Source organism: Acinetobacter sp. YH12040 (assembly GCF_013420005.1).
GTDB lineage: Bacteria > Pseudomonadota > Gammaproteobacteria > Pseudomonadales > Moraxellaceae > Acinetobacter > Acinetobacter amyesii.
The window spans coordinates 49,090-73,469 of record NZ_VOZB01000009.1 but is presented as its reverse complement, the minus strand read 5'-3'; the positions used below and the strand labels follow the sequence as shown (position 1 = coordinate 73,469).

At 38.9% G+C, this 24,380-nt stretch carries 23 protein-coding genes; 9 read left to right on the top strand and 14 right to left on the bottom strand.

Annotated elements, in window-relative coordinates:
- Window positions 1–11 precede the first annotated feature (11 nt).
- The gene (locus FTT99_RS11460; protein ID WP_180161491.1) at window positions 12–1,193 is read right to left on the bottom strand and encodes a transcriptional regulator; all 1,182 of its coding nucleotides are present in this window, start codon (window positions 1,191–1,193) and stop codon (window positions 12–14) included.
- Between the two features lie 221 nt (window positions 1,194–1,414).
- Here FTT99_RS11460 and FTT99_RS11455 point away from each other — a divergent pair, with 221 nt between their 5' ends.
- Window positions 1,415–2,926, top strand: coding sequence for an aldehyde dehydrogenase family protein (locus FTT99_RS11455; protein WP_078194071.1), 1,512 nt, complete (start codon window positions 1,415–1,417; stop codon window positions 2,924–2,926).
- An 88-nt stretch (window positions 2,927–3,014) separates the two neighbouring features.
- Here FTT99_RS11455 and FTT99_RS11450 read toward each other — a convergent pair whose 3' ends face one another.
- Together FTT99_RS11450 and FTT99_RS11445 are read right to left on the bottom strand one after the other, a co-directional pair.
- Window positions 3,015–3,608 (bottom strand): 2-hydroxychromene-2-carboxylate isomerase, encoded by a 594-nt coding sequence (locus FTT99_RS11450; RefSeq protein WP_180161489.1) that lies wholly within the window; start codon window positions 3,606–3,608, stop codon window positions 3,015–3,017.
- Window positions 3,609–3,658: 50 nt separating this feature from the next.
- Window positions 3,659–4,408 (bottom strand): SDR family oxidoreductase, encoded by a 750-nt coding sequence (locus FTT99_RS11445; RefSeq protein ID WP_180007988.1) that lies wholly within the window; start codon window positions 4,406–4,408, stop codon window positions 3,659–3,661.
- 131 nt (window positions 4,409–4,539) lie between these two features.
- On the opposite strand from FTT99_RS11445, the gene FTT99_RS11440 reads away from it, so the two are divergent.
- From FTT99_RS11440 to glmS, 8 genes are all read left to right on the top strand, one after another.
- The gene (locus tag FTT99_RS11440) at window positions 4,540–5,112 is read left to right on the top strand and encodes a TetR/AcrR family transcriptional regulator (RefSeq protein ID WP_180161487.1); all 573 of its coding nucleotides are present in this window, start codon (window positions 4,540–4,542) and stop codon (window positions 5,110–5,112) included.
- 314 nt (window positions 5,113–5,426) lie between these two features.
- Entirely contained in the window at window positions 5,427–6,548 is a 1,122-nt protein-coding gene (ribBA, locus tag FTT99_RS11435; protein WP_111885508.1) for a bifunctional 3,4-dihydroxy-2-butanone-4-phosphate synthase/GTP cyclohydrolase II, read from the top strand.
- An 11-nt stretch (window positions 6,549–6,559) separates the two neighbouring features.
- On the top strand, window positions 6,560–7,030 hold the full coding sequence (ribE, locus tag FTT99_RS11430; RefSeq protein WP_111885509.1) for a 6,7-dimethyl-8-ribityllumazine synthase: 471 nt from the start codon (window positions 6,560–6,562) through the stop codon (window positions 7,028–7,030).
- A 4-nt stretch (window positions 7,031–7,034) separates the two neighbouring features.
- Window positions 7,035–7,484 carry a transcription antitermination factor NusB gene (gene nusB / locus FTT99_RS11425; RefSeq protein WP_180161485.1) on the top strand — a complete coding sequence of 150 codons (450 nt, stop codon included), beginning with the start codon at window positions 7,035–7,037 and terminating at the stop codon, window positions 7,482–7,484.
- A gap of 20 nt (window positions 7,485–7,504) precedes the next feature.
- Complete coding sequence (gene thiL / locus FTT99_RS11420; RefSeq protein WP_180161483.1) at window positions 7,505–8,422, top strand: thiamine-phosphate kinase; 918 nt, start codon at window positions 7,505–7,507, stop codon at window positions 8,420–8,422.
- A 22-nt stretch (window positions 8,423–8,444) separates the two neighbouring features.
- Window positions 8,445–8,921 carry a phosphatidylglycerophosphatase A gene (locus FTT99_RS11415; protein WP_078194116.1) on the top strand — a complete coding sequence of 159 codons (477 nt, stop codon included), beginning with the start codon at window positions 8,445–8,447 and terminating at the stop codon, window positions 8,919–8,921.
- Between the two features lie 21 nt (window positions 8,922–8,942).
- Window positions 8,943–10,307 (top strand): bifunctional UDP-N-acetylglucosamine diphosphorylase/glucosamine-1-phosphate N-acetyltransferase GlmU, encoded by a 1,365-nt coding sequence (gene glmU / locus FTT99_RS11410; RefSeq protein WP_180161481.1) that lies wholly within the window; start codon window positions 8,943–8,945, stop codon window positions 10,305–10,307.
- A gap of 12 nt (window positions 10,308–10,319) precedes the next feature.
- Window positions 10,320–12,158: a glutamine--fructose-6-phosphate transaminase (isomerizing) gene (glmS, locus tag FTT99_RS11405; RefSeq protein WP_180022204.1), complete on the top strand. Its 1,839-nt coding sequence runs from the start codon at window positions 10,320–10,322 to the stop codon at window positions 12,156–12,158.
- 69 nt (window positions 12,159–12,227) lie between these two features.
- On the opposite strand, the gene FTT99_RS11400 is transcribed toward glmS, so the two are convergent.
- The 11 genes from FTT99_RS11400 to wbpD form a co-directional block, all read right to left on the bottom strand.
- The gene (locus tag FTT99_RS11400; protein WP_180161479.1) at window positions 12,228–14,102 is read right to left on the bottom strand and encodes a nucleoside-diphosphate sugar epimerase/dehydratase; all 1,875 of its coding nucleotides are present in this window, start codon (window positions 14,100–14,102) and stop codon (window positions 12,228–12,230) included.
- 127 nt (window positions 14,103–14,229) lie between these two features.
- Complete coding sequence (locus FTT99_RS11395) at window positions 14,230–15,399, bottom strand: DegT/DnrJ/EryC1/StrS aminotransferase family protein (RefSeq protein WP_078194080.1); 1,170 nt, start codon at window positions 15,397–15,399, stop codon at window positions 14,230–14,232.
- A gap of 32 nt (window positions 15,400–15,431) precedes the next feature.
- A complete protein-coding gene (locus tag FTT99_RS11390) occupies window positions 15,432–16,085 on the bottom strand; it encodes an acetyltransferase (RefSeq protein ID WP_180161477.1) in 654 nt (217 codons plus the stop codon).
- Window positions 16,085–16,690: a sugar transferase gene (locus tag FTT99_RS11385; protein WP_078194082.1), complete on the bottom strand. Its 606-nt coding sequence runs from the start codon at window positions 16,688–16,690 to the stop codon at window positions 16,085–16,087. The genes FTT99_RS11390 and FTT99_RS11385 overlap by 1 nt, the downstream gene beginning before the upstream one ends.
- Window positions 16,691–16,699: 9 nt before the next feature.
- The gene (locus FTT99_RS11380; protein WP_180161475.1) at window positions 16,700–17,932 is read right to left on the bottom strand and encodes a glycosyltransferase family 4 protein; all 1,233 of its coding nucleotides are present in this window, start codon (window positions 17,930–17,932) and stop codon (window positions 16,700–16,702) included.
- On the bottom strand, window positions 17,929–19,047 hold the full coding sequence (locus tag FTT99_RS11375; RefSeq protein WP_180161473.1) for a glycosyltransferase: 1,119 nt from the start codon (window positions 19,045–19,047) through the stop codon (window positions 17,929–17,931). The genes FTT99_RS11380 and FTT99_RS11375 overlap by 4 nt, the downstream gene beginning before the upstream one ends.
- Entirely contained in the window at window positions 19,044–20,258 is a 1,215-nt protein-coding gene (locus FTT99_RS11370; protein ID WP_180161471.1) for a glycosyltransferase, read from the bottom strand. The genes FTT99_RS11375 and FTT99_RS11370 overlap by 4 nt, the downstream gene beginning before the upstream one ends.
- A 10-nt stretch (window positions 20,259–20,268) precedes the next feature.
- Window positions 20,269–21,417: a hypothetical protein gene (locus tag FTT99_RS11365; RefSeq protein ID WP_180161469.1), complete on the bottom strand. Its 1,149-nt coding sequence runs from the start codon at window positions 21,415–21,417 to the stop codon at window positions 20,269–20,271.
- Window positions 21,404–22,708, bottom strand: a complete 1,305-nt coding sequence (locus tag FTT99_RS11360) for an oligosaccharide flippase family protein (RefSeq protein ID WP_180161467.1) — start codon at window positions 22,706–22,708, stop codon at window positions 21,404–21,406. Before FTT99_RS11360 ends, FTT99_RS11365 begins: the two co-directional genes overlap by 14 nt.
- Before the next feature lie 2 nt (window positions 22,709–22,710).
- Window positions 22,711–23,796 carry a DegT/DnrJ/EryC1/StrS aminotransferase family protein gene (locus FTT99_RS11355; RefSeq protein WP_180161465.1) on the bottom strand — a complete coding sequence of 362 codons (1,086 nt, stop codon included), beginning with the start codon at window positions 23,794–23,796 and terminating at the stop codon, window positions 22,711–22,713.
- A gap of 2 nt (window positions 23,797–23,798) precedes the next feature.
- The gene (wbpD, locus tag FTT99_RS11350; protein WP_078194089.1) at window positions 23,799–24,380 is read right to left on the bottom strand and encodes a UDP-2-acetamido-3-amino-2,3-dideoxy-D-glucuronate N-acetyltransferase; all 582 of its coding nucleotides are present in this window, start codon (window positions 24,378–24,380) and stop codon (window positions 23,799–23,801) included.

Sequence of the window (24,380 nt, the reverse complement as noted above, 5' to 3'; positions counted from 1 at the left end):
TACATTGCAACTTACTGTTTTAGTTTCAACAAAGTCTGATGTACGGGATGTGATCTCGGCATCAGCTCAATCAGGCGTTCAACCGCATCAATGGCTTCAGGAAAACGCGCGACATGCTTGAGCAGAACATCCGTTTCCTTGGCATTAAAAATCGCTTGGCTTAATCGTGACTCAAGACAATCACGCCATGCCCCTAAAAAAGGACTTTCGGTTTTGGCCAAGAAAACCCCTGAACACAGTTTTAATGCAGAATCGAGATAACCTGCATCTAAAGCTTGCTCGGCTTGTAAAAAATCGGCTTCGACTTGCGCCAATAGACGGTAGGGACGTGAGCCTAACATACCGCCCAAAATATCACGAAGCTGCGACATTTCCGCTTTTAAAGTCCCAACACTTACCTTGCGTTCACCATATAAGGCTTGATGCAAAGTATCTAAGGTCATGCCTTGCGGACATAGGGCCAAGATGGTCAAAATTTCTATTTGCCGCGGGGTCAGCACCATCACTTTGCCATTAAATAACACTTGCGGCACAGCAAAGGCCCGAATATACAAATGCTGTTTTTGAAAATCGAGTAAAGCCGATTGAATAATCGAAGCGCAGCGTTCGGCCGCAAGTAACCCTAAACTATTGTGGTTTTTCCACACAGTGGATAAATCAACCACGCCTAAAATTTGCTGCGTATGTGGATCGATAATCGGTGCTGCATAGCAGACCCATTCATGTACTGATGGCATGTAATGTTCATTTGAAAACACACAACTCGACTGTTGGGTTTTTAAAGACAAAGCTAATGCATTGGTACCGACCAATTCTTCGCGCCATTGCCCACCTGCAATAAAATGCACACTTTCCGCAGCACTTTGCATTTGCCGACTCGACGCACTCCAAATAATCGTGCTACCTACATCACCCACGGCAAGTACCATCGACGACTTTTCGGCAATGTGTTTTAAATCTTCGGCACAATGTTGCAACGCGTGATGCAATGCCGACTGCTGTTGACTCTGAGGACTTAAATTCACCAAAGGCGCAGCACTCCGGTTTTCCGGAATTTCCGCCTGCGCCGATCGCTGCCAAGAACTCGCAATGCTCTCATTCAATTGCGAGCTTTGCTGCTTTGACAGACTCATGCCCTGCCTTAACCGTTCGACATTCTGTCGTTTTTCAGATAAATCCTTCTGTATCATCATTCATTATTCTCACAACAATTCATGACTAAAAATCCGTTTCCCGGCTTTTGTTTTTAAGACTGAAAAAAAATATTGTAAACCTTCTTGTCTCCAACCTTTTTCCAACCTTATACAGGCTATGCTAATCAAATAATGTACAAAAGTACCTTATACCAAAGCTGTAGATTGCCACAGATGGGCAGCCCAACAAGATCATAATAAACAAGCAAAGGAAAATTCATATGCGTTATGTCGATCCTAATCAACCCGGTTCAAAAGTTCAGTTTAAAGCTCAGTATGAAAACCTGATTGGTGGCCAATGGGTCGCGCCAGTGAAAGGTGAATACTTTGAAAATATCTCCCCTGTAGACGGTAAAGTTTTTACCAAAGTGCCACGTTCTTCTGCTGAAGATATCGAACTGGCTTTGGATGCAGCGCATAAAGCCAAAGCCCAATGGAACGCCTCTTCCCCAACGACACGCTCAAATATTTTATTAAAAATTGCCGATCGACTTGAAGAAAACCTAGAGCTCCTTGCAGTTGCAGAAACATGGGACAACGGTAAACCGATTCGTGAAACCTTAGCCGCTGATATTCCACTGTGTATTGATCATTTCCGTTATTTTGCAGGCTGTATCCGTGCCCAAGAAGGCGGTATTTCTGAAATTGATGAAAATACCATTGCGTACCATTTCCATGAACCACTTGGTGTGGTCGGTCAAATTATTCCGTGGAACTTCCCAATCTTGATGGCGGCTTGGAAACTCGCACCTGCACTTGCCGCAGGTAACTGTATTGTATTGAAACCTGCAGAACAAACACCGGTGAGTATTTTAGTTTTAGCTGAACTCATTCAAGACCTACTCCCACCGGGCGTGCTGAATATTGTGAATGGTTATGGTGTTGAAGTCGGTCGTCCATTGGCGACCAATCCACGCATCTCAAAAATCGCCTTCACAGGTTCAACCGCTGTCGGTCAAATGATCATGCAATATGCGACTGAAAATATCATTCCTGTGACTTTAGAACTTGGTGGAAAATCACCAAATATCTTCTTTGAAGACATCATGGACAAAGACGATGAATTCTTAGATAAAACACTCGAAGGTTTTGCCATGTTTGCGCTGAACCAAGGTGAAATCTGTACCTGTCCTTCACGTGCTTTGGTGCAGGAAAGCATTGCTGATCGATTCTTGGAAATGGCAGTAGAGCGTGTGAAACGTATTAAGACGGGTCATCCTTTAGATACTGACACCATGATTGGCGCACAAGCATCGCAAGAGCAGCAAGATAAAATCTTGGGCTGTATCGCTACAGGTAAAAATGAAGGTGCACAGCTCATTACTGGTGGTGATCCACGTAATGAAGTCGGGACTGGTTTCTATATTGAACCAACCATTTTCAAAGGCACTAATGACATGAAGATTTTCCAAGAAGAAATCTTCGGCCCTGTGCTTTCAGTAGCAACTTTTAAAGACTTCGACGATGCCATCAAAATTGCCAATGACACGATTTATGGTCTCGGTGCAGGTGTTTGGTCACGTTCAGCGCATACTTCATATCGTGCGGGTCGTGCTATTCAGGCAGGTCGTGTATGGACCAACTGTTATCATATCTACCCTGCACACGCAGCATTCGGTGGCTACAAAAAATCAGGGATCGGCCGGGAAAACCACAAAATGATGCTTGATCATTATCAACAAACCAAAAACCTATTGGTGAGCTATGACACCAAGCCGATGGGCTTCTTCTAAGTCTTGATTTGAGTTAGATCATAAAAAAGCGAATCGAGGTTCGCTTTTTTCAATTTTTTTAAATGCTCCATACATGTATCACCAAGCGTTACTGCGCGTGTAACGCATCCTCTACGAAATGTAGATGATCCACACCCCAATACAATTCATCATTCACAAACCAACTTGGCGCCCCAAACACACCACGTGCAATGGCTTCTTCGGTAATAACTTTAAGCTCAGACTTTACTTTTTCATCTTCAAGCCATGATTTAACCTGCGCTACCTCCAATCCAAGCTCCTGCATCAATTGAATTAATTCATTGAGATCATTTAAATTGCGTGGCTGACCAAACATTGCGTTAAAAATACCCGTCAGTACATTGAGAAATACTTCAGGCTGAAATAATTGGACTGCGGTTATCAAACGCATCAACTGCAAAGTATTAATCGGAAAATACGGATTCATCTGTACTGGTATCTGCCATAACTTTCCCCAACGTTGAAGATCAATCATGGAATAACGTGCCTTCGCAGGTACCGCCATTGGGCTACTATTGCCTGTGGCTTTAAACACCCCACCCAATAACATCGGTTTCCAGATAATCTCTGCCTGATATTGCTCAGCAATATGCTGAATACGGTGAAATCCGATGTAGCTATATGGACTGCCAACATCAAAATAAAACTCGATTAATTTCATTTTTTTCGTCCTTTTTTTGCTTGTTTTTCCTAATATTTTTAAATCAGTGCTTACCAGCGTTCCATCCACGGTCGCAGATCTAATTCATGCGTCCATGCATCTCGTGGTTGCTGTGAGAGATGCCAATAATTTTCTGCAATATGTACTGGATTTAAAATACCATCTTGCGCTTTTTTTGCGTACAAATCGGGAAAAGTCTCTTTAATAAAGTCGGTATCAATCGCCCCATCAACCACCACATGCGCCACATGAATATTTCTAGGCCCAAGTTCACGCGCCATGCTTTGTGCCAAGGCACGAAGCGCATGTTTTGCGCCAGCAAAAGCGGCAAAGCCTGCGGCACCACGAACCCCAGCCGTCGCACCCGTAAAAATAATTGTGCCAGATTCACGGCTCACCATGCGCTTCGCCACTTCCCGACCCGTTAAAAATGCCGAGAAACATGCCATTTCCCAAATCTTGAAATATTTACGTGCAGTTTCTTCCAAAATACTACATGGCACATTGGCACCAATATTAAAGACCATGACCTCAATCGGGCCAATGTTTGATTCAATGTGCTCGATGAGTTCAATCACTTGCTCTTCTTTTCGAGCATCCGAACCAAAGCCAAAAGCAGTCCCTCCCTGTGCTTGAATTTCAGCAATTAAGGGCTGTAATTTGTCGACATTACGCCGCGTCATACATGCGGTATAACCACCACAAGCAAAGCGTTTGGCAATTTCACCACCGGTGGCATCTCCTGCACCAATGATCAATGCCACACCTTTGACAGGCTTAGATATATGATTATTTTCCATGACGATCTCCTCGTGCTGGATAGTTTTTATATTCCATGTGCGATCAATTTTATTGAATAACGATCGTTACTATAACGAATACTATGTTATGATTAATTTATCGTCAATCATAATTTTTTAGGGTCATGCACATGCGCTATAAACCCGAATACAAACAACAAAAACGACAAGAATTGCTCAACATTACGGGGCAAATTGCGAAAAAAAATGGCTTTGCTGCAACAGGTGTTGACGGCTTAATGAAAGCTGCAGGTGTGACCAGTGGCGCATTCTATTCACATTTTTCGTCAAAACAGGATTTACTCAAAGCATTGGTTGAATATGAATTGCAGCAAAGCTTTAACATGTGGCAAAGCAACCCGCATCATAATGCAGCCGATTGGATTAATTTTGAATTAGACCGTTACTTAACCCCTTCCCACCTTGAATATCCTGAACAAGGCTGTGTTTTGCCGACACTTGCGACCGAAGTAGCTCGTGCAGATGACACGATTAAACAGGCCTATGAAAAGGAATTACTGCGCGGTCATGCTTTATTTAGCGCACATTTGGCGAGTGAAGAAAAAGCTTGGGCCATAATGTCCCAACTGGTCGGTGCGGTTTTAATTGCACGGGCAATGCATGATCCCGAATTACAAAAAAGCATTTTGCAGGCCAATAAAATGATCATTCAAGATTATTTAGCTGCACACTCAGCTGCATAAGTGACGATTATTTTATGTGATCCTTCATGTAGTTATGCGATTAAACACTTCCGATAAACTGTCAACTCCCTAAGGCTCAATTATTCAATATCCGTATAAGGTTGCCAATTTTTATGCTTTTCAATCGCTTAAAGATTGGGCATAAATGGCACAATTCAAATAAAGTCCTCTTTTCAAGGTTCTGACGACTGTGTATAACAATGAGCCATTAAAGGAAAATGATAAGCATAGGCAAAGAACGCAAAAAAACGTTAGACTATGCAACAATCAATGCAAGTAAATGTCATTCGAGACAAACAAAAAGGTGAAGATTGATGCCGCTCAATACTGTTGAAGAGCTCGTAGCTGATATTCGTGCAGGAAAAATGGTCATCCTGATGGATGATGAAGATCGTGAAAATGAAGGCGACCTTGTTATCGCTGCGACCCACGTACGCCCTGAAGATATCAACTTCATGATTACGCATGCGCGTGGTCTTGTATGCTTAACGCTCAGCAAAGAGCGTTGCCAACAGTTAAATTTACCACTCATGGTTGATGCCAATGGTGCGCAGCACGGTACCAACTTTACCTTGTCTATTGAAGCAGCAAATGGCATTTCAACAGGCATCTCACCTGCAGAACGTGCGCACACCATTCAAACAGCGGTAGCTGCACATGCTAAACCAGCTGACATCGTACAGCCAGGCCATATTTTCCCGCTGATGGCGCAGCCTGGTGGTGTCCTTCACCGTGCAGGTCATACAGAAGCCGGCTGTGATTTATCGCGTTTAGCCGGCCTAGAACCCGCATCTGTGATTTGTGAAATCATCAATGAAGACGGCACTATGGCGCGTCGCCCAGACCTTGAAGTGTTTGCTGAAAAGCATGGCTTAAAAATGGGGACGATTGCGGACTTAATTCACTACCGCATGACCAATGAGCAAACCGTTGAGCGCATTGATCAACAAACTTTAGATACTGAATATGGTACTTTTGAATTGTTCCGTTACCGTGAAATTGGTAACCCAGACATTCATTTAGCACTGGTTAAAGGCGAACCGAAACAAGGCGTAACCACAGTCCGTGTACACGGTTTCAATCCCGTTCGCGACTTACTAAAACTGAATAAACAAGATGGCGCTCCGGCGTGGAATCTCGATAAAGCACTCAAAGAAATCGCATCCAGCGATCGTGGTGTTTTAGTGTGGATTGGTCAGCGTCATTTACAGGACTTAGGCCCTGCTTTAGAAAATTTAACTGCACCGAAAAATGTTAAATCCAATGCAGCACTGTCACAGCAGTACCAAACCATTGGTGTCGGCGCACAAATTTTACGTGATTTAGGCGTGGAAAAAATGAAGCTTCTTAGCTCGCCATTACGCTTTAATGCACTATCAGGTTTTAACTTAGAAGTGGTGGAATACATCACCGCAAATCAAACATCAGAGAAATAATCGAGGTTGCTATGGCAGTTCGCCGTATTGAAGGTATGTTACATCTCGCAAACGAAGACCGTTATGCGATTTTAGTTGGTCGTTTTAATAGCTTTGTTGTTGAACATTTGCTAGAAGGTGCCGTTGATACATTGAAACGTCATGGCGTATCAGAGGATAATATCACTATTGTTCATGCACCGGGTGCTTGGGAACTTCCAGTGGTTGCAAAGAAACTTGCAGCTTCAGATCGTTTCGATGCCATCATCGCGCTTGGCGCAGTGATTCGTGGTAGCACGCCTCACTTCGATTTTGTTGCTGGCGAATGTGCCAAAGGTTTAGGCGTTGTTGGTCTAGACACTGGCTTACCAGTAATTAATGGTGTATTGACTACGGATAGTATTGAACAAGCGATTGAACGCTCAGGTACAAAAGCAGGCAATAAAGGTAGTGAAGCTGCCTTAACTGCTATTGAAATGGTTAACTTGTTAAAGGCTATTTAACGCTATGTCGCAAACACTTCAAGCAACTTATGCAGCAAAACGTAAAGCACGTCGCTTTGCTGTACAAGGAATTTATGAATGGCAAATGAGCCGCAATCCTGTGCATGAGATTGAAGCACGTACGCGTGTGGAAAATGCCATGCACAAGGTAGATCTCGGCTATTACCACGAGTTATTGACCGAGGTTGTTGCCAATCATGAAGCATTGGATGCGCTTTTAATCCCTGTACTCGATCGCGAAATTGAAGCCTTAGATGGCGTTGAACTTGCAACCCTTCGTTTAGGTGCGTATGAACTCAAAGAACACCTTGAGATTCCTTACCGTGTCGTACTCGATGAAGCGATCGAGTTAGCTAAACATTTTGGCGGTGCAGACAGCCATAAGTACATCAATGGTGTATTGGATCGTTTAGCGACTACATTGCGTGCAGCAGAAAAGCAACAAGCTAATTAATTTATTAAGTAGTACGTTGTATGGCTGAGTTCTCTATCATTGATACCTATTTTAATCGTCACAGCAGTAGTGCTGTCGATTTAGGGGTCGGTGATGACTCAGCCTTGCTCACCCCTCCTCCACAGCAACAATTGGTCATCTGTGCCGATACTCTCGTTGCTGGACGTCATTTTCCTCTCGACACCAACCCACATGCTATTGGCTGGAAATCTGTAGCCGTCAACCTTTCTGACATTGCTGCAATGGGCGCCAAACCGCATAGTATTTTACTGGCATTAAGCCTACCCCAAATTGATCATGAATGGCTCAAAGGCTTTAGTCAGGGTTTATATGATTGTTGCGATCAATTTGGTGTGAGTTTAATCGGTGGGGATACCACTCAAAGTCCTCATCTGACGATTTCAGTCACAGCATTAGGCTGGGTCGATATAGGCAAAGCAGTAACCCGATCAGGCGCTCAAGTTGGTGATTTCATTTGTGTCAGCGGTCAAGTTGGCGATGCTGCGTATGGATTACAGCATTTAGGACACCCACTGCAAAAGCGTTTAGATTATCCAACCCCACGTTGCCAACTTGGTCAACAGCTCAAAGGCTTAGCCAACAGTATGATTGATGTCTCTGATGGGCTCGCACAAGATTTAGGACATATCCTCGCTGCTTCACACGTCGGTGCAGAAATTGAATTAGATCAACTTCCTATCGATCACGATGTAAAACAATTACAACAAGAAAAGCAGTGGCAATACGCCCTCGCGGGTGGAGATGACTATGAGTTATGCTTTACAATAAGCCCGCAGAATTATCAAAAACTTCTGCAACTAAAATTAGATGTAAACATTAGTAAAATCGGTCAAATCATCCCAAATTTGGGAATCCGTTATAACAACCACGGTGTGGACCAAGTCATAAAATTTAAGGGATACCAGCATTTTGCATAAGCCAGCCATTAATTTTAAATCCATGTCTTGGTTTAACCGAGTCATCGCCTTTTGTGGCGTGGGATTTGGCTCGGGTCTTGCACCCAAAGCACCGGGCACCTTTGGCTCTGCTTTTGCTTTGTTGTTTATTCCAGGTTGGCTTGCAATCGGCTTTTTCAACTCCATTATAGTCATGATCATCATGTCGATTATTGGTATCTATATTTGCGGTCAAACCGCCAAAGTCATGGGTGTTCATGACGATGGCCGCATCGTATGGGATGAATTTGCCGGTCAGTCTATTACCTTCCTCCCAATTTTATATCTTGGGCAAATGAGCTGGACTTGGGCATTGATTGGTTTTGCTTTATTCCGTTTATTTGATGTCTGGAAACCGTGGCCTATTCGTGTCATTGACCGTCAAGTCGGTGGTGGCTTTGGCATCATGTTCGACGACATTATTGCAGGTCTTTGGGCCGCGCTTTGCATCTGTATTTATTTTTATATTTTGTCTATGTAATAGAAACACCTAGGATTAAACATGTCTACTAGCGTTATTATTCTTGCTGCAGGTAAAGGGACACGTATGCGTTCTCGTTTACCCAAAGTATTACAACCACTCGCAGGACAACCCCTACTTGGCCATGTCATCAACACTGCGAAAAAACTAAATGTAGAAGAAATAATTACCATTTATGGGCATGGCGGCGAATTGGTTCAAAACGCGTTTGCACATGAAAATGTCAAATGGGTTGAACAAGCAGAACAATTGGGTACAGGCCATGCAGTCAAAGTGACTCTGCCTGTCCTAGCAAAAACCGGGATTTCTTTAATTCTCTCAGGTGATGTGCCTTGTATCACTGAAGCAACATTACAAAAACTATTAGATGCATCTACTCAAACAGGTATTGGCTTAGTAACTTTAACGGTTGCTGATGCGACAGGTTATGGTCGTATTGTACGTGAAAATGGCAAAATTCAAGCCATTGTTGAACACAAAGATGCCTCTGAAGAACAACGTAAAATCAAAGAATTTAATACCGGTATTTATGCCGTAAGTAATGCTAAATTGCACGAATGGTTGCCAAAATTAAGCAATAATAATGCGCAAGGTGAATATTACCTGACCGATATCGTTGCCATGGCGATTGCCGACGGTCTCGAAGTAGCATCTGTTGAACCAGAGCGTGCATTCGAAGTGGAAGGTGTCAATGACCGCGTACAATTGGCAGCCCTTGAGCGTGAATTTCAGGCATTCCAAGCTAAACAACTGATGCAACAAGGCGTTCACCTGATTGATCCTGCACGTTTCGACTTACGTGGCACACTGACTGTTGGTCAAGATGTCCGTATCGATATCAACGTGATTATTGAAGGTGATGTTGAACTCGGTAATAACGTTGAAATTGGTGCAGGTTGTATCATTAAAAACTCCAAGATTGCGGCAGGCACTAAAGTTCAACCATATAGCGTTTTTGACAGTGCCATTATTGGTGAAGAAGCTCAAATCGGTCCATTTGCACGTTTACGCCCAGGCGCAAAATTGGCCAATGAAGTGCATATTGGTAATTTCGTTGAAGTTAAAAATACCACTGTCGGGTTAGGCTCAAAAGCCAACCACTTTACCTATTTAGGTGATGCAGAAGTCGGTGCAGGTTCAAACATTGGCGCAGGCACCATTACCTGCAACTATGATGGCGCAAACAAATTTAAAACCATTATCGGTGACTCAGCCTTTATCGGCTCAAATAGCTCATTAGTCGCTCCTGTCACCATTGGTCATGGTGCAACAGTGGGTGCTGGCTCAACCATTACACGTGACGTGGCAGACAATAGCCTTGCGGTAGAACGTTCGAAGCAATTTGCCAAAGAAAACTATCAACGTCCCCAAAAATTGAAGAAATAAGAGGATTAAATTATGTGCGGTATTGTCGGTGGCGTTGCAGAACGTAGTATTACCAATATTTTAATTGAAGGCTTAAAGCGTCTTGAATATCGTGGCTATGACTCTGCGGGTTTAGCGCTGATTAATAAAGGCCATGTTCTACGTGAACGTCGCGTAGGTAAAGTTGCAAATCTTGAACAAGCCGTTGAAGAAGCAGATATCGCAGGTTCGGTCGGTATTGCACATACGCGCTGGGCAACCCATGGTAAACCGACTGAAAATAATGCCCATCCGCATATTTCAGGCAATGTGGCTGTTGTTCATAACGGTATTATTGAAAACTATCAAGAGCTTAAAGATGATCTTGAAGCGCTTGGTTATGTTTTTACATCACAAACCGATACAGAAGTTGTCGCACATTTAGTCAATGACGCTTTAAAAAGCACCCCGAGTCTTTTAGAAGCGGTTAAAAGTGTCGTACCTCAACTCAAAGGTGCTTATGCACTGGGTATCGTACATACCGACCATCCTGATGAATTAATCACGGTGCGTGAAGGTTCACCTCTCGTGATTGGTGTCGGTATTGGCGAGAACTTTATTAGCTCGGATCAATTGGCACTTTTACCAATTACCAACCGCTTTATCTACCTTGAAGAAGGTGATATTGCACGTTTAACACGTAATACCATTGAAGTATTCGTCGATGGTAAATTGGTAAATCGTCCAATCAAAGAGCTTGATGCGACTGTCAGCAATGCTTCAAAAGGTGAATATAAACACTATATGCTCAAAGAAATTTATGAGCAGCCTGAAGCGATTAAACAAACGATTTCTCAAGCCTTAAATGGTAATGCACTTCGTGATGATTTCCTTGCCAATGCAGCTCAAGATTTCAGCCAAATTCAACAAGTGCAAATCATCGCTTGTGGTACCAGCTACCATGCCGGCATGATTGCCAAATATTGGTTTGAACAACTGATTGACGTGCCTTGCCAAGTCGAAATTGCCAGTGAATTCCGTTATCGCTCGCCTGTGATTGTGAATAACACACTGTATGTTTGTATTTCTCAATCAGGTGAAACAGCCGATACTTTAGCTGCACTGCGTGATACGCAAAAGCGTGCAGCAGCGAAAAGCTTGAATATCACCACCATGACCATTTGCAACGTGGCAACCTCGTCGATGGTACGTGAAACCAACTACAGTTTGTTGACGCTCGCAGGCCCTGAAATTGGTGTTGCTTCGACTAAAGCATTTACCACACAGCTTGCGGCATTGATGCTATTGGTATTGAAAATTGGTCAAATTAAGCAAAGCATTTCAACTGACCGTGTCTCTGAAATTATTGCAGCGCTTTGGCATACACCAAAAGTGATTTTAGATACTTTACAAAATAATGCTGAGATTCTACGTCTATCAGAATTATTTGTTGAAAAAAATCACTGCCTATTCTTGGGTCGTGGAACTGAGTTCCCTATCGCACTTGAAGGTGCTTTGAAACTTAAAGAGATTTCATATATCCACGCAGAAGGCTACGCGGCTGGTGAATTAAAACATGGTCCATTGGCACTAGTTGATAATGATATGCCTGTAGTGATTCTTGCTCCACAAGATGACATGTTGGATAAACTCAAATCGAATATGGAAGAAGTGCAAGCACGTGGTGGTGAGTTATTTGTCTTTGCAGATGAAAATAGCGGGATCAAAGCCAAAGATCGTCAACACGTGGTTTATGTGCCAAGTGTGAATGAAATCTTGGCACCAATTGTGTATAGCATTCCAGTACAACTGCTCTCATATCATGTTGCAGTGCTGCGTGGAACAGATGTCGATCAGCCACGTAACTTGGCGAAGTCTGTGACGGTGGAATAATTTAAGGGTATTAAAAAGGGCGCTTAAGCGCCCTTTTTATTCAGTTTTATTTTTCAAAGAATAATGATATTAGTTCACTTTTATTTCTTTGCCACGGATATAACCATCAACATAGAACTCCAATTGCTCCAATGCCCAATTAACATCGGCTTCAATTGCAGTTAAGTTATAAATTCGCTCAAAAATAGGCAGTAATTCCTCAAGCGGATAATGCTTTTCAAATGAACGAAGAATACGACTATGATCCGTCACTTGAGTATCTTCCTGATCAATCAATAACTCTTCATACAATTTCTCACCAGGACGTAGTCCAGAATAATGAATTGCTATATCACCGATATCCGTTCCTTCTTCACGAACTTTTAAACCGCTTAAAGCGATCATTTGACGTGCTAAATCCTGAATTCGAACAGGATCTCCCATATCTAACAAAAATACATCACCACCTGTGCCGAGAGCTCCAGCCTGAATAACCAATTGTGATGCTTCGGGTATTGTCATGAAGTAACGAGTGACATCAGGATGTGTAACGGTAATCGGGCCACCTTTGGCAATTTGCTGTTTAAATAAAGGTACGACCGAACCTGAAGAACCTAGAACATTACCAAAACGCACAATACTAATTTGTGTTTGATTTTGCGCCTCAGCCATTGCTTGGCAATATAGCTCTGCCATTCGCTTCGAAGCACCCATCACATTGGTTGGGCGGACTGCTTTATCAGTTGAAATCAATACAAAGGTTTCCACGCCTTTTTTAACAGCTGCATTTACACTAAAAGCTGTACCCACAGAGTTATTTTTTAATCCTGCTAAAGGATTACATTCAACTAAGGGGACATGTTTATAAGCTGCTGCATGATAAACGGTTTGCACGTGGTATTGTTCAATGACTCGCTCAAGTTTAGCTTCATCTAATACTGTTCCTAAAATTGGAATAATTTCAATATTACAATTCAGACGTAGCTCTTTATCAATGCTATATAGTGCAAACTCAGTGAGTTCAAATATTACTAATTTTTGTGGATGGTTTTTAATAATTTGCCGACACAACTCCGACCCAATTGAGCCTCCTGCTCCTGTTACCATCACGACTTTATTCTGGATGTTTTTCGCCAGTAATTCAGGAACTGGAGGTACAGGGTCACGACCCAATAAATCAATAATATCAATTTCACGAATATCGGAAACATGGATATCACCATCGACCAATTTCGTTAAGCCAGGAATTTCAGTAATTTTAATATGCGCTGGCTCTAAGAACTTCACAATTTCACTTTTACGTGTACGTCCTACAGAGGGTAATGCAATTAAGATTTCATCTACTTTTTCTTGATCAAGATGCTTAAGTGCTTGTTCGGCATTATAAACCTTTAAACCACCAATAATTTGCCCTGTAAGTGACTCATCATCATCGATAAAAAATAATGGAAAATGCTCATCAGAACGATTTAGCATAGCCGCAATTTGTTGACCTGCGTAACCTGCACCATAAATCACAATTTTTCTTTTGGGCATATTCGTTTGTAAACTAGCTCTCACGATAAAACGAATTGCGCTACGACTAAACCACACCCAAGCAAACATTAAAAAACCAAACATCAATGGAATTGAAGTGGGTATAAATGCATGACTACAGTACGCTAAAGCGTATAAACCTAAGATTGTTAATCCTGTAGCAATTGCTAAACGCGTAAAAAAAACTTCATTAAATGTACGAACAATAAAATGATAAAGTCCACAAATGAGTGACATAGCTACAGCAAGAGTACTTACCCAAAGTGAGCCGTATGCGATATTAGGAACAACTTCAGCCCCTAAATTAAATTCACGTAACGCATAACAAAACCAGATGAGAACTGGAAACGCTAAAAAATCTAAAATTACTAAAAATAATTGTTTGGCGTATCGAGGAGAATTCACCAAGGGCATAATGACTGATTTCACAGGATTAGTCTTCTCTATGCTATTTATATAATTGAACTAAAAATGTTTTTAGTCGATCTAGCATTTTTAAACAAATGTAAAAATGTAAGCGAGTTCAATTACTGAGACTCGCCACACAGAAAATGAATTAAATTTTTGAAAGTACACTTTGAATTGCGTGAATTGTTGTACTTAAACTACTTTCACTTAAGGTTGGATGCACAATAAACATCAGACTAGTTTCTCCAAGTTTTTGTGCATTTGGTAAACGCTGTTCAGGGCGCCAAGGCGTTCCATCAAAAGCATGTTCTAAATAAACCTCAGAGCATGAACCACTAAAGCATGGGACACCTTGTGCCGTGATTTCATTCATAATGCGATCACGTGACCAACCTTCAGGTAAATGCTCTGGATTCACTTGAACATAACATTTATATGCTGCATGTACATATTCCTCACTTGGCTGTGAGACAGTTATATATGGTGTTTCAGCAAAGGCTGCATAGATTTTCTGCATGTTTTCATTACGGACCTTGGTCCATTCAGCCATTTTTTTCAACTGAATACGCCCAATGACTGCTTGCATTTCCATCATGCGCCAGTTGGTGCCAAACGAATCATGTAACCAGCGGAAACCTGGCGGGTGCTGCTTGTTATAAATGCTGTCAAAGTTTTTACCATGGTCTTTGTATGACCACATTTTTTTCCATAAGGCTTCGTCATTAGTGGTAACCATGCCGCCTTCACCGCCAGTGGTCATGATCTTATCCTGACAGAAAGACCAAGCACCAATGTGTCCAATAGAACCCGCAGATTTCCCTTTGTATTTTGCGCCGTGTGCCTGTGCACAGTCTTCAATAACATAAATGCCTTTATCGTGCGCTAGCTGCATGATTGGATCCATATCACACATCCAACCCGCCAAATGTACACAGATAATTGCTTTAGTATTTGGTGTTAAAACAGCTTCGATTGTACGCGCAGATATATTTTGCGAATCTAACTCTACATCTGCAAATATAGGGTTTGCACCAGCGGTAACAATAGAGCTTGCAGATGCTAAGAACGTACGTGAAGTCACAATCACGTCATCCCCTGCTCCAATGCCCAAGGCTTTTAATGCAACATCAAGCGCAACCGTACCGTTTGCCAAAGCTACGGCATATTGAGTTTCTGCAAAAGCGGCAAATTCTTTTTCAAATTCACGGCATTCTTGACCCGTCCAATAGTTTACTTTATTTGACAGTAATACTTTTGATACAGCATCTGCCTCTTCTTGCGTAAAGCTTGGCCACGGTTCAAATGCAGTGTTTAACATATCTATTTCCTAAATTGATTTTTTAAAAATCTTTATTTCTTCTCTAAAATTCGGGCTGGATTACCTACAACAATAACACCTGCGGGAACACTTTTAGTCACGACTGCCCCCATACCAACCACAGCACCTTTACCAATCACTAATGGTTTGTCTGGGGTACCTTGTTTGATCACCGCACCAGTACCAATATAGGCATGATCTTCAATGTGAATATTGCCATTGCATTTTACACCTGGTGCAAATGTGACATAGTCACCAATAACGCAATCATGCGCAACATAGCTATAAATGTTGGCATGGAAGAATTTACCAATTTTAATATTTGAAGTAATACATGTAAAAGGACACAGTAGACTGCCTTCACCTATTTCAACTTCATCTAGAATAACCGTATTCGCCGCTTGAATTTCTAAATGTTGAACATTGTCCTGATTTAAACGAGCTACCAATTTTTCACGTACTAGGCTATTTGCGATTGCAATTGTCACATGTTTATCGGTTTTAGAATCATTGATAAAATCCGTGTAGCTTAGTACTTTATATCCGTTTAAATCTGTATTTGCCTGACCGTCATCAATAAATACAAAATGTTCTTTATTTAATTCAGTAAATTGCGCACGTACTAGTGGCATGACTTCTTTACCAAATCCGCTTGCACCGTAAACACCAATCAATTTATTCGACATTATTCTTTATCCTTATGTTTCGATCCTGTAAAGCGAGTCATGGTTGCCTCACCTTCTGCACTAATGTCATCTTTAGCAATAACCTTTTGCACAGTTTTCAACATGATTTTAAAGTCGAGCCAGATGGACTGGTTTTCAACATACCATGTGTCCAGCTTGAATTTTTCTTCCCAGCTAATAGCATTACGCCCATTCACTTGGGCATGACCCGTCATGCCTGGGCGCACATTATGGCGTTTTGCCTGTTCTTCATTATATAAAGGCAAATATTCCATAAGTAATGGACGTGGGCCAACCACACTCATATCACCTTTAATCACGTTCCATAGCTCTGGCATTTCATCCAAACTGGTTGAACGCAGCATTTTGCCAAATGGGGTCAAGCGTTCACTATCGGGTAGCGGATTACCTTGTGCGTCTACTGCATCTTTCATGGTGCGGAATTTGATCATTTCAAATGGCTTACCATTGAGCCCTGGACGAACTTGACGAAACAACACCGGCGAACCTAGATTTTTTTTCACTTTATAAGCAACGTATGCATATAGAGGGGAAAGCAGAATAAGTGCAATAGAGGCAATAATAATATCAAGCAATCTTTTCATTAATTGGAATCACTTTGGAAAAACAATACTTTCAAGTTTGGTTGCAATTTTGGAATAATCTAAATGTTGTAAAACGTATTCCTTCCCACGTAGCCCCATGTCTTGGCGCTGGTGTTCAGGTAAATGGTATAACTGCAAGATTGATTCCGCAATCAATGCAGGATTTTCGGCATCGATAGTTAAACCTGCATCTGCCAGTTCAACAATGTCGCCTTTTCCAGAAAAGGCATGAATCACTGGTTTAGCTGAAAAAAGATACTCAGGCAGCTTATTCGGTGCTATACCAAAGCGATAAAGTGAATTTTTTTGCCAGCCTATATAACAGATATCAAATGTACTTAACATCGATTGAATTTGCTTCTTGGGAATGGCATCAATAAACGTAATATTATCCAATCCTAAATCTAATGCCTTTTGAACCAAATGCTGTTTTTCTTTCCCTGAACCGACAAGTACGAAATGAATATCTTTATACGCCAACAATAATTTAGCAGCATCAATTAAATCATCTATCGCATTTGCTACACCTATTGTACCTGTATAGCCAACAATAAATTTATTCTTTGGTAACTGTGATAAAACTTCTACAGACAAATTTTCTTTATGAATGACCTCATTTATTGATATTCCATTTGGAATCCAATTAAATTTTTTAGGGTTTAGCCCCCTACTCGTCATATGTTCTACAGCATTGAAGAGATTAGAGAATACATAGTCTGACTTTTGGTATGCTCTATCTTCAATCCACTGCATGAATCTAACAAATGGATGCTTGGGAGAATGCCCACCGAGCTCTATTAATGTCAAAGGCCAAATATCACGAACTTCAAAAATAAATTTAGATTTAAATTTATTTGCAAGATGCTTAGCTCCTAAGTAACCAATAGGTGAAGGAGATGAATACAAAATTGCATCAGGTCGGTCAGTAATAACTGATGTCAATTTTGTCAGTGCCCAAGAAAATTTAAACCAATTCAGCACACGTTGTTTGCTGTGAGCTTCTTGGTATTCTGGTAAATTCACCCAGACGAAGGTAAAATTTTTATCAATTTTTTCTAACAGATATGGTTCTGAAAATTGCTTCGGTTGACGTAGTAAATGACTATATCGCCCCGCAATTAAATAAACTTTATATCCTTTTTTTGCTAATTCCTGCGCAAGATAATAATGTCTTCCGCCCATTGCTGTTTCAGGTGTTGAGCTATATTGGTTGATGAGCCAAATGGTTTTAGATGTATTCATAACTCACCTTTTTTAAACTTGCTTACTGTTGACTCTAAAACATGGATCATTTGAGTAATGCAGGATTTCCAAATATAATTTTCTAAGACCTGCTTTTGAGCGTTTTTACCATATTCAGCAATTAATTGTGGTTGTGTAATCAATTCATACATGGCATCCGCTGCTTGAGTAATATTCTCACTCTCCACAATAATCCCAGTCTCATGATCAATAACTAATTCTGGTAGTCCCCCAACATTAGAAACAATCACAGGACATTGATTTAGCCCTGCTTCAAGTATTGCTACGCCAAAACTCTCACTTCGGCTTAATGCTACGTAAATATCTAATTTTGCTAATTCTTGTGGTACTCGTGAATATTCAACTTGCCCTACAAACTCTATAAACTCACGAATATTTAAGCGCTCTGCGAGTTTAGTGAGATTAACTAACTCGTCACCACCACCAACAATGCGTAAACATAACGCTTGCGCTACTTCTGGTTTACTTTTACATAATTTCGAATGCAGTAAAGCGAAAGCCTCTATAAGAATATCTATTCCATACACAGGCTTTAAAGATTTAACTGTCCCTATAACAATCTTATTTTCAGAGATAAAGCCTGATTGTTTGTAAATTCGGTTGTTATAAAAAACTGATTCATCAACACCAAAGGGGGTAATTTCAATAGGCTTATTCAGTTTAATCAATTTAGAAGTTTCAACTGCCATACATTGGCTAGTTGAAGCTACAGTATCCGCACTTAAAAGATTCTTTTTTACAAGCCATTTATGAATAAATGATTTCTTAGGAAACAAAAAAATATCACTTCCCCAAACAGAAAGTACATATGGATGGAACCCAATTAACCTTGCTGTAGTTCCATAGCCACTGGCATAATGTGCATTGATAATATCTGGTTTGATTTCGTTGATTAATTTTTTTACTTTCGAAACCATCGTAAAATATCCTAAATTACCTTTAAAAGGTAATTCGTAATATTTAACTCTTTGATCTAAATTATGCATTAATGGATGTTGACTGATCAAGAAGACCTGTAACCCAGCTTCCTGCAACCCATTAGCCCATTTAATAGTATGAATACTATTTGCGCCTGCAAGCAATACTATTTTCATAAGCTATTCACTCTTTCTAGCTCTATATCGAATCTTTGCTCCCATGTTAAAATACTATTTTGGCTAAACTCTAGAGAATTAGAAGATAATTTATTAAAATCAATTTCATTATTAATAATTTTGTCAAAAATCAATAATAAATCCGGGATAATCCTATCCTCACTAATTAACAAGCCATTTAAACCGTCCTTAATATATAGACCTGTATCTCCATTATTTACAGCTATCATAGGAGTTCCACATTGCATTGCTTCAAAAAAAGGATTACCAATATTTGAAGATTCATATAAGCTAAAAATACCTTTTGATGATTTTAAAAGCGGATATATTTTCGCATTATCTACAGCACCTAAAAAACAGAAAAATCTCTCTATATTATAATTCAATACTAGGTTTTTAAGATAATCAAGGTCTGGCCCATCTCCTACTATAACAAACTTATATTTAAATTTATTTTTAAACTCAAATAAGCTAAAAGCTTCAATTAACAAGTGAACTCTTTTAATCTTAGTGAGCCTAGAAACTAAGATAAAATAATTAAAATCTAAATCTAGATTACAACTATCTAAGTTAGATTCAGAAACTTTATTAACACCATTCGATATAAATAAAAAGTTTTTTAAAGATTTAGATTTAATTTTTTTTAAAACTTTATCACCTTGAGTACCATCATTTGTCATAATCATAAGATCTGAGGGTAACCATAAAGCCAATAGAGTATCTAAATTAAAGATTAGATTAAAGTAACGTCTGTGCAAAAAATGTTCTTTAATATAGTAGACACCTTGAAACCTAGAAATATATTTTTTATTTTTAAAAAATAATTTTAATATATTTGAAGCTAATACACCTTGCATTTCATAGCCATAAATAATTTTACAATCTTTATTTTTTAAAAGAAATACTAGCCCTTTAACAAAAAGAAGAAAAACAACTAATATAGAACTTAACTTTGTAAATAAAAGAGAAATAAATCTATTATTACTTGCTCTTAAATTGGGAAAAGGCCAATAAAATCTTTTCAAATTACCGCCTTCAAGTTTTTTTTCTTTCTCATAAAAATAATTACCTTTTTTCGAGTTATCACGATATACAATGTAATTAACATCATAACCATTTTTTATATAGGCTTCCGGTGTTTTATATATAACTTGTATCGATTTATCTTTAAAATCAATTCCAGATAAAAATAATATTGATTTTGCTTTCATAAAAATTCCTCTACTTAGCTTTTAGATACTTCGATAACACCATTATCATTGTTAAATATATCCACACAAAGCCCTGATATAACATCCAACTCCTGTGGAGGAAAATCACAAAAACAGTTAATAGAGTACACAATAAAATAGTATTTTTGTTTTTAATAGCATTAAAACATATCAACATAAAAAAAATAAATAGAAAAAATAAAGATATAAAACCTGAAGACACAATAAATCTTCTATAGTCGCTAATTAGAATATCATTTAATGACAAAAACTCAAAACCTTTACCCCAAAAATAATTACTTAAACTAATTTCCCCCAAATAATCCCCCCCTCGGGATCTATCTTCTAGGACAGAATCTGTTTGAAACTTATAAAAAAACAAGTTATCCATTAACGAAGTAATAAAAGGTATATACAAATAAGACAAACAACTAATAAAAATTAAAATAATTGGAATAACTATTTTAGTTGATTTTAAGTTCTTTAAAAATAAAATCAAAAAATACAATATATAGGCAGAGGACGAAAATGTTAGGAATAAAGCAATCGTTATGATTTTACCCTTAAAACTAGTAAATGTCTTTTCCATTAGAATTAATGCCATAGCTAAATATATACCAAAATGTCCTGGCTCCTGAAACCACCCATTTGCACGATAAATATTTAGACCTCCAACATTAAAAGCTTGAGAATCTAAGAAAACTGCTGAAAAATAAATAAAAGCTCTATCTGTTCTAGCCTCATTATTTATATAAATATGAGGAAAAGGAATATTAAAGGTCAAAAATACATATGAAATAATTGTAAAAATAGAAATAGCAGCCATTATATTAATAAAATTATTAGCAGCCTTATAAACCACCTCTCCATCCATTAAAAAAACCAAAAAAACTAAAAAAACCAGAACTAAATTATATAAACTAAATATATCAAACTCTCTAAATGGAATAAAAATTAAAGCTAACAATACGAATAAAATTATAAAATTTAAATCCAACTTCCTAATAATTAAAAAATTATTAAAAATAGCAAATAGTAATAAAACAAGAACTGGGACAACAATAACATATGCATTAAACCAAGTAAAAAATGGTTTAGCGAAACACAATAAAGTCACAGACAACAACAAAGAAATTATAGTTTTTTTATTTAGCATCATTATAAATCACACTCTTATTTAGTCTAACAAAATACATAATTACCAAAAAAAATATGATGTAAAAGATAAAGCTTGAGCATGCAAAATATTCAATTGATAAAGATGGAAATTTTTTTGAGAAAATCAATAAACCTATAATTCTTAATAGAAAACCAAATATATGTAAACACATTGCAACTTTTTGTTTATTTAGAACATGAAGTGCCATAGAAAGGGGGGATGTTAACAGTTGAAAAATAAACCATGGTAAGAGTAAAAGTACTATACTACCTGAACCAGCCCATTCTTTTCCAAAAATTAGTGGAAATAAGTAAGGAGATAAAATCCCTATTAATATTAAAGGCATCACTCCTAAAAATATTAATTTTTTAATGATAGCAAATGTAAAAGAAAATAAATTTCCTTTTAAAGCTTCATTTCTTGCATCAGACAAATATATTTGAGATATAGCATTTCCTATTAACATAATAGGTATAGCCATGATTTTCATAGCCAACATCAAATATCCTGTTTTTTCTCCAGAAACTGTTAGAAAAATTATTATTATAGGCAAATGAATACTTATACTACTTAAAAGGCCTTCTATTAATGAATATTTAGGATAATTTTTATTTTTAATAAAGACATCTATTAAACTATATTTAGTTATCTGTCTTAATTTTTCTTTATTTTCACTAAAAAAGAAGTAAATTAGCCTTACCCCACCCCCAATAAAATTAAATAACTGACCATATATTAATCCTACACTTCCTGCATTTAAAGAACCACTTAAGATTTGAACTGATGAAGATGATACAGATTGTACTAATCTAGTTTTCGCTATAAGCGTATATTTTTTTCTTCTTACATTCCAATACTGTAAAGAGGAATACACTCCTGATAAAAAAACCCCCAAGGGTATAGCCCATAAATACCTTAATAGTTCAAGTTTATTAAAGCTTTTTAAAATATTTTCTCCCCATAGAAATAGTGTAAGAGCGATTATCATAGTAAGCAAAATATTGCAAATAATTGACAAAACTACCAAAGCTATTGCATCTTCATCTTTTTCCTGAATTGTTATAGCTATCTCAAATCGAAAGCAGGCACCAACTGCCAAAATAGATACAGATGCTAAATAGACAGAAAATATTGCAAAATCATCAGGAGTATATAATCTAGTTATAAATGGCAGGCATAATAAGCTAATTAGTTGAGCAAAAGCAGTACCTCCAACCAAAACAGATACTGCTTTTAAAAAGCCTCCCTGTGCATTTAACTTTGCATTAACTTTATCAAGAAGGCTTTTCACAACTATTTACTCAAAAGTGCCGCAACAATTTTTTCTTGAGCTTCTGCAGTCAAATAAGGATGCATTGGCAAACTCATCACGCGCTCAGCAATTGCATCACCTACTGGTAGGCTTACATTCGCATTGGCAACTGCTGGCTGCTTATTCAATGGGATTGGATAATGTACCGCTGTAGGAATACCCTGCTCTTTCAGCTTCGCTTGCACAGCATCACGGTTTTCAACTTGAATGGTATATTGCGCCCATGCACTCTGATTATGTGCTTCAATACATGGTGTAGTATTAACACCCGCTTCATTAAACAGTTTGGTATAGGTTTCTGCTACACGCTGACGCGCTTGCATTTCTTCATCCAAAATTTCAAGTTTTGGCAAAAGAATGGCAGCTTGTAATGTATCCAAACGACTATTCATACCTACACGAATGTGATGATAACGACGGTCTTGACCATGTCGTGCAATTTGGCGAATCACTTTTGCCAGTTCATCATCATTGGTAAAAATCGCACCACCGTCCCCATAGCAACCTAAAGGCTTACTTGGGAAGAAACTTGTACAAGCCACAGTAGTTAAGTTACAACTTTTACGACCTTTATAGGTTGCACCAAAGCTTTGCGCTGCATCCTCAATAACAGGAATATTATATTTCGCTGCAATTGCATTGATTGCATCAAAATCAGCGCATTGACCGTACAAGCTTACTGGAATAATTGCTTTCGTACGCGGGGTTATCGCTGCCTCTAATTGTTCAACATCCAAATTATATGTATTTGGATTGACATCGACATAGACAGGCGTCGCACCCAATATTGCAACTGTTTCAGCTGTTGCAATATAGGTAAATCCGGGCGTAATCACTTCATCACCCGGACCGATACCAAACGCCATTTGTGCAATTTGTAAGGCATCGGTACCATTTGCACATGTAATACAGTATTTTGCACCGACATAAGCAGCAAGTTTTTCTTCTAACTCTTTTACCTCAGGACCTAAAATGTATTGACCATGTGTTAATACATGTTGAATACCCGCTTCAATCTTATCTTTTAAACGAGCTTGCTGAGCTTTTAAATCAATAAATTCAATCATGTTTATGCCTGTTCTTTGATTACAGTGCTACCAGACAATCGGTATATCGCACCTGTATGGGAACACACAGATTCTGCATTACCGGTTAAAGGTAAATCTAACTGTTCACCGAACTCACTCATCCAACCAATTTGTTTTGCTGGAACACCTACCATCAATGCATACGCCGGTACGTCTTTATTAATGACTGCACCAGCACCGACAAACGAGTATTCACCAATCGTTACACCACAAACAATGGTACAGTTCGCACCCAGTGTTGCGCCTTTTTTAACCAAGGTATTACGATATTGGTCTTTGCGTTCAATTAAAGAGCGTGGGTTATACACATTGGTGAAAACCATGCTTGGTCCACAAAATACACCTTCTTCCAAGGTCACGTTATCGTATACCGACACGTTATTTTGAACTTTACAATGGTCGCCAATAACGACTTTGTTGCCAACGAATACGTTTTGTCCTAAAGATACGCCTTGACCGATTTTGGCACCGCCACATACGTGAACAAAATGCCAAACTCGCGAATCGCTTCCTATTTGCGCACCTTCATCAACAATCGCTGTTTCATGTTGATAAAAACTCAT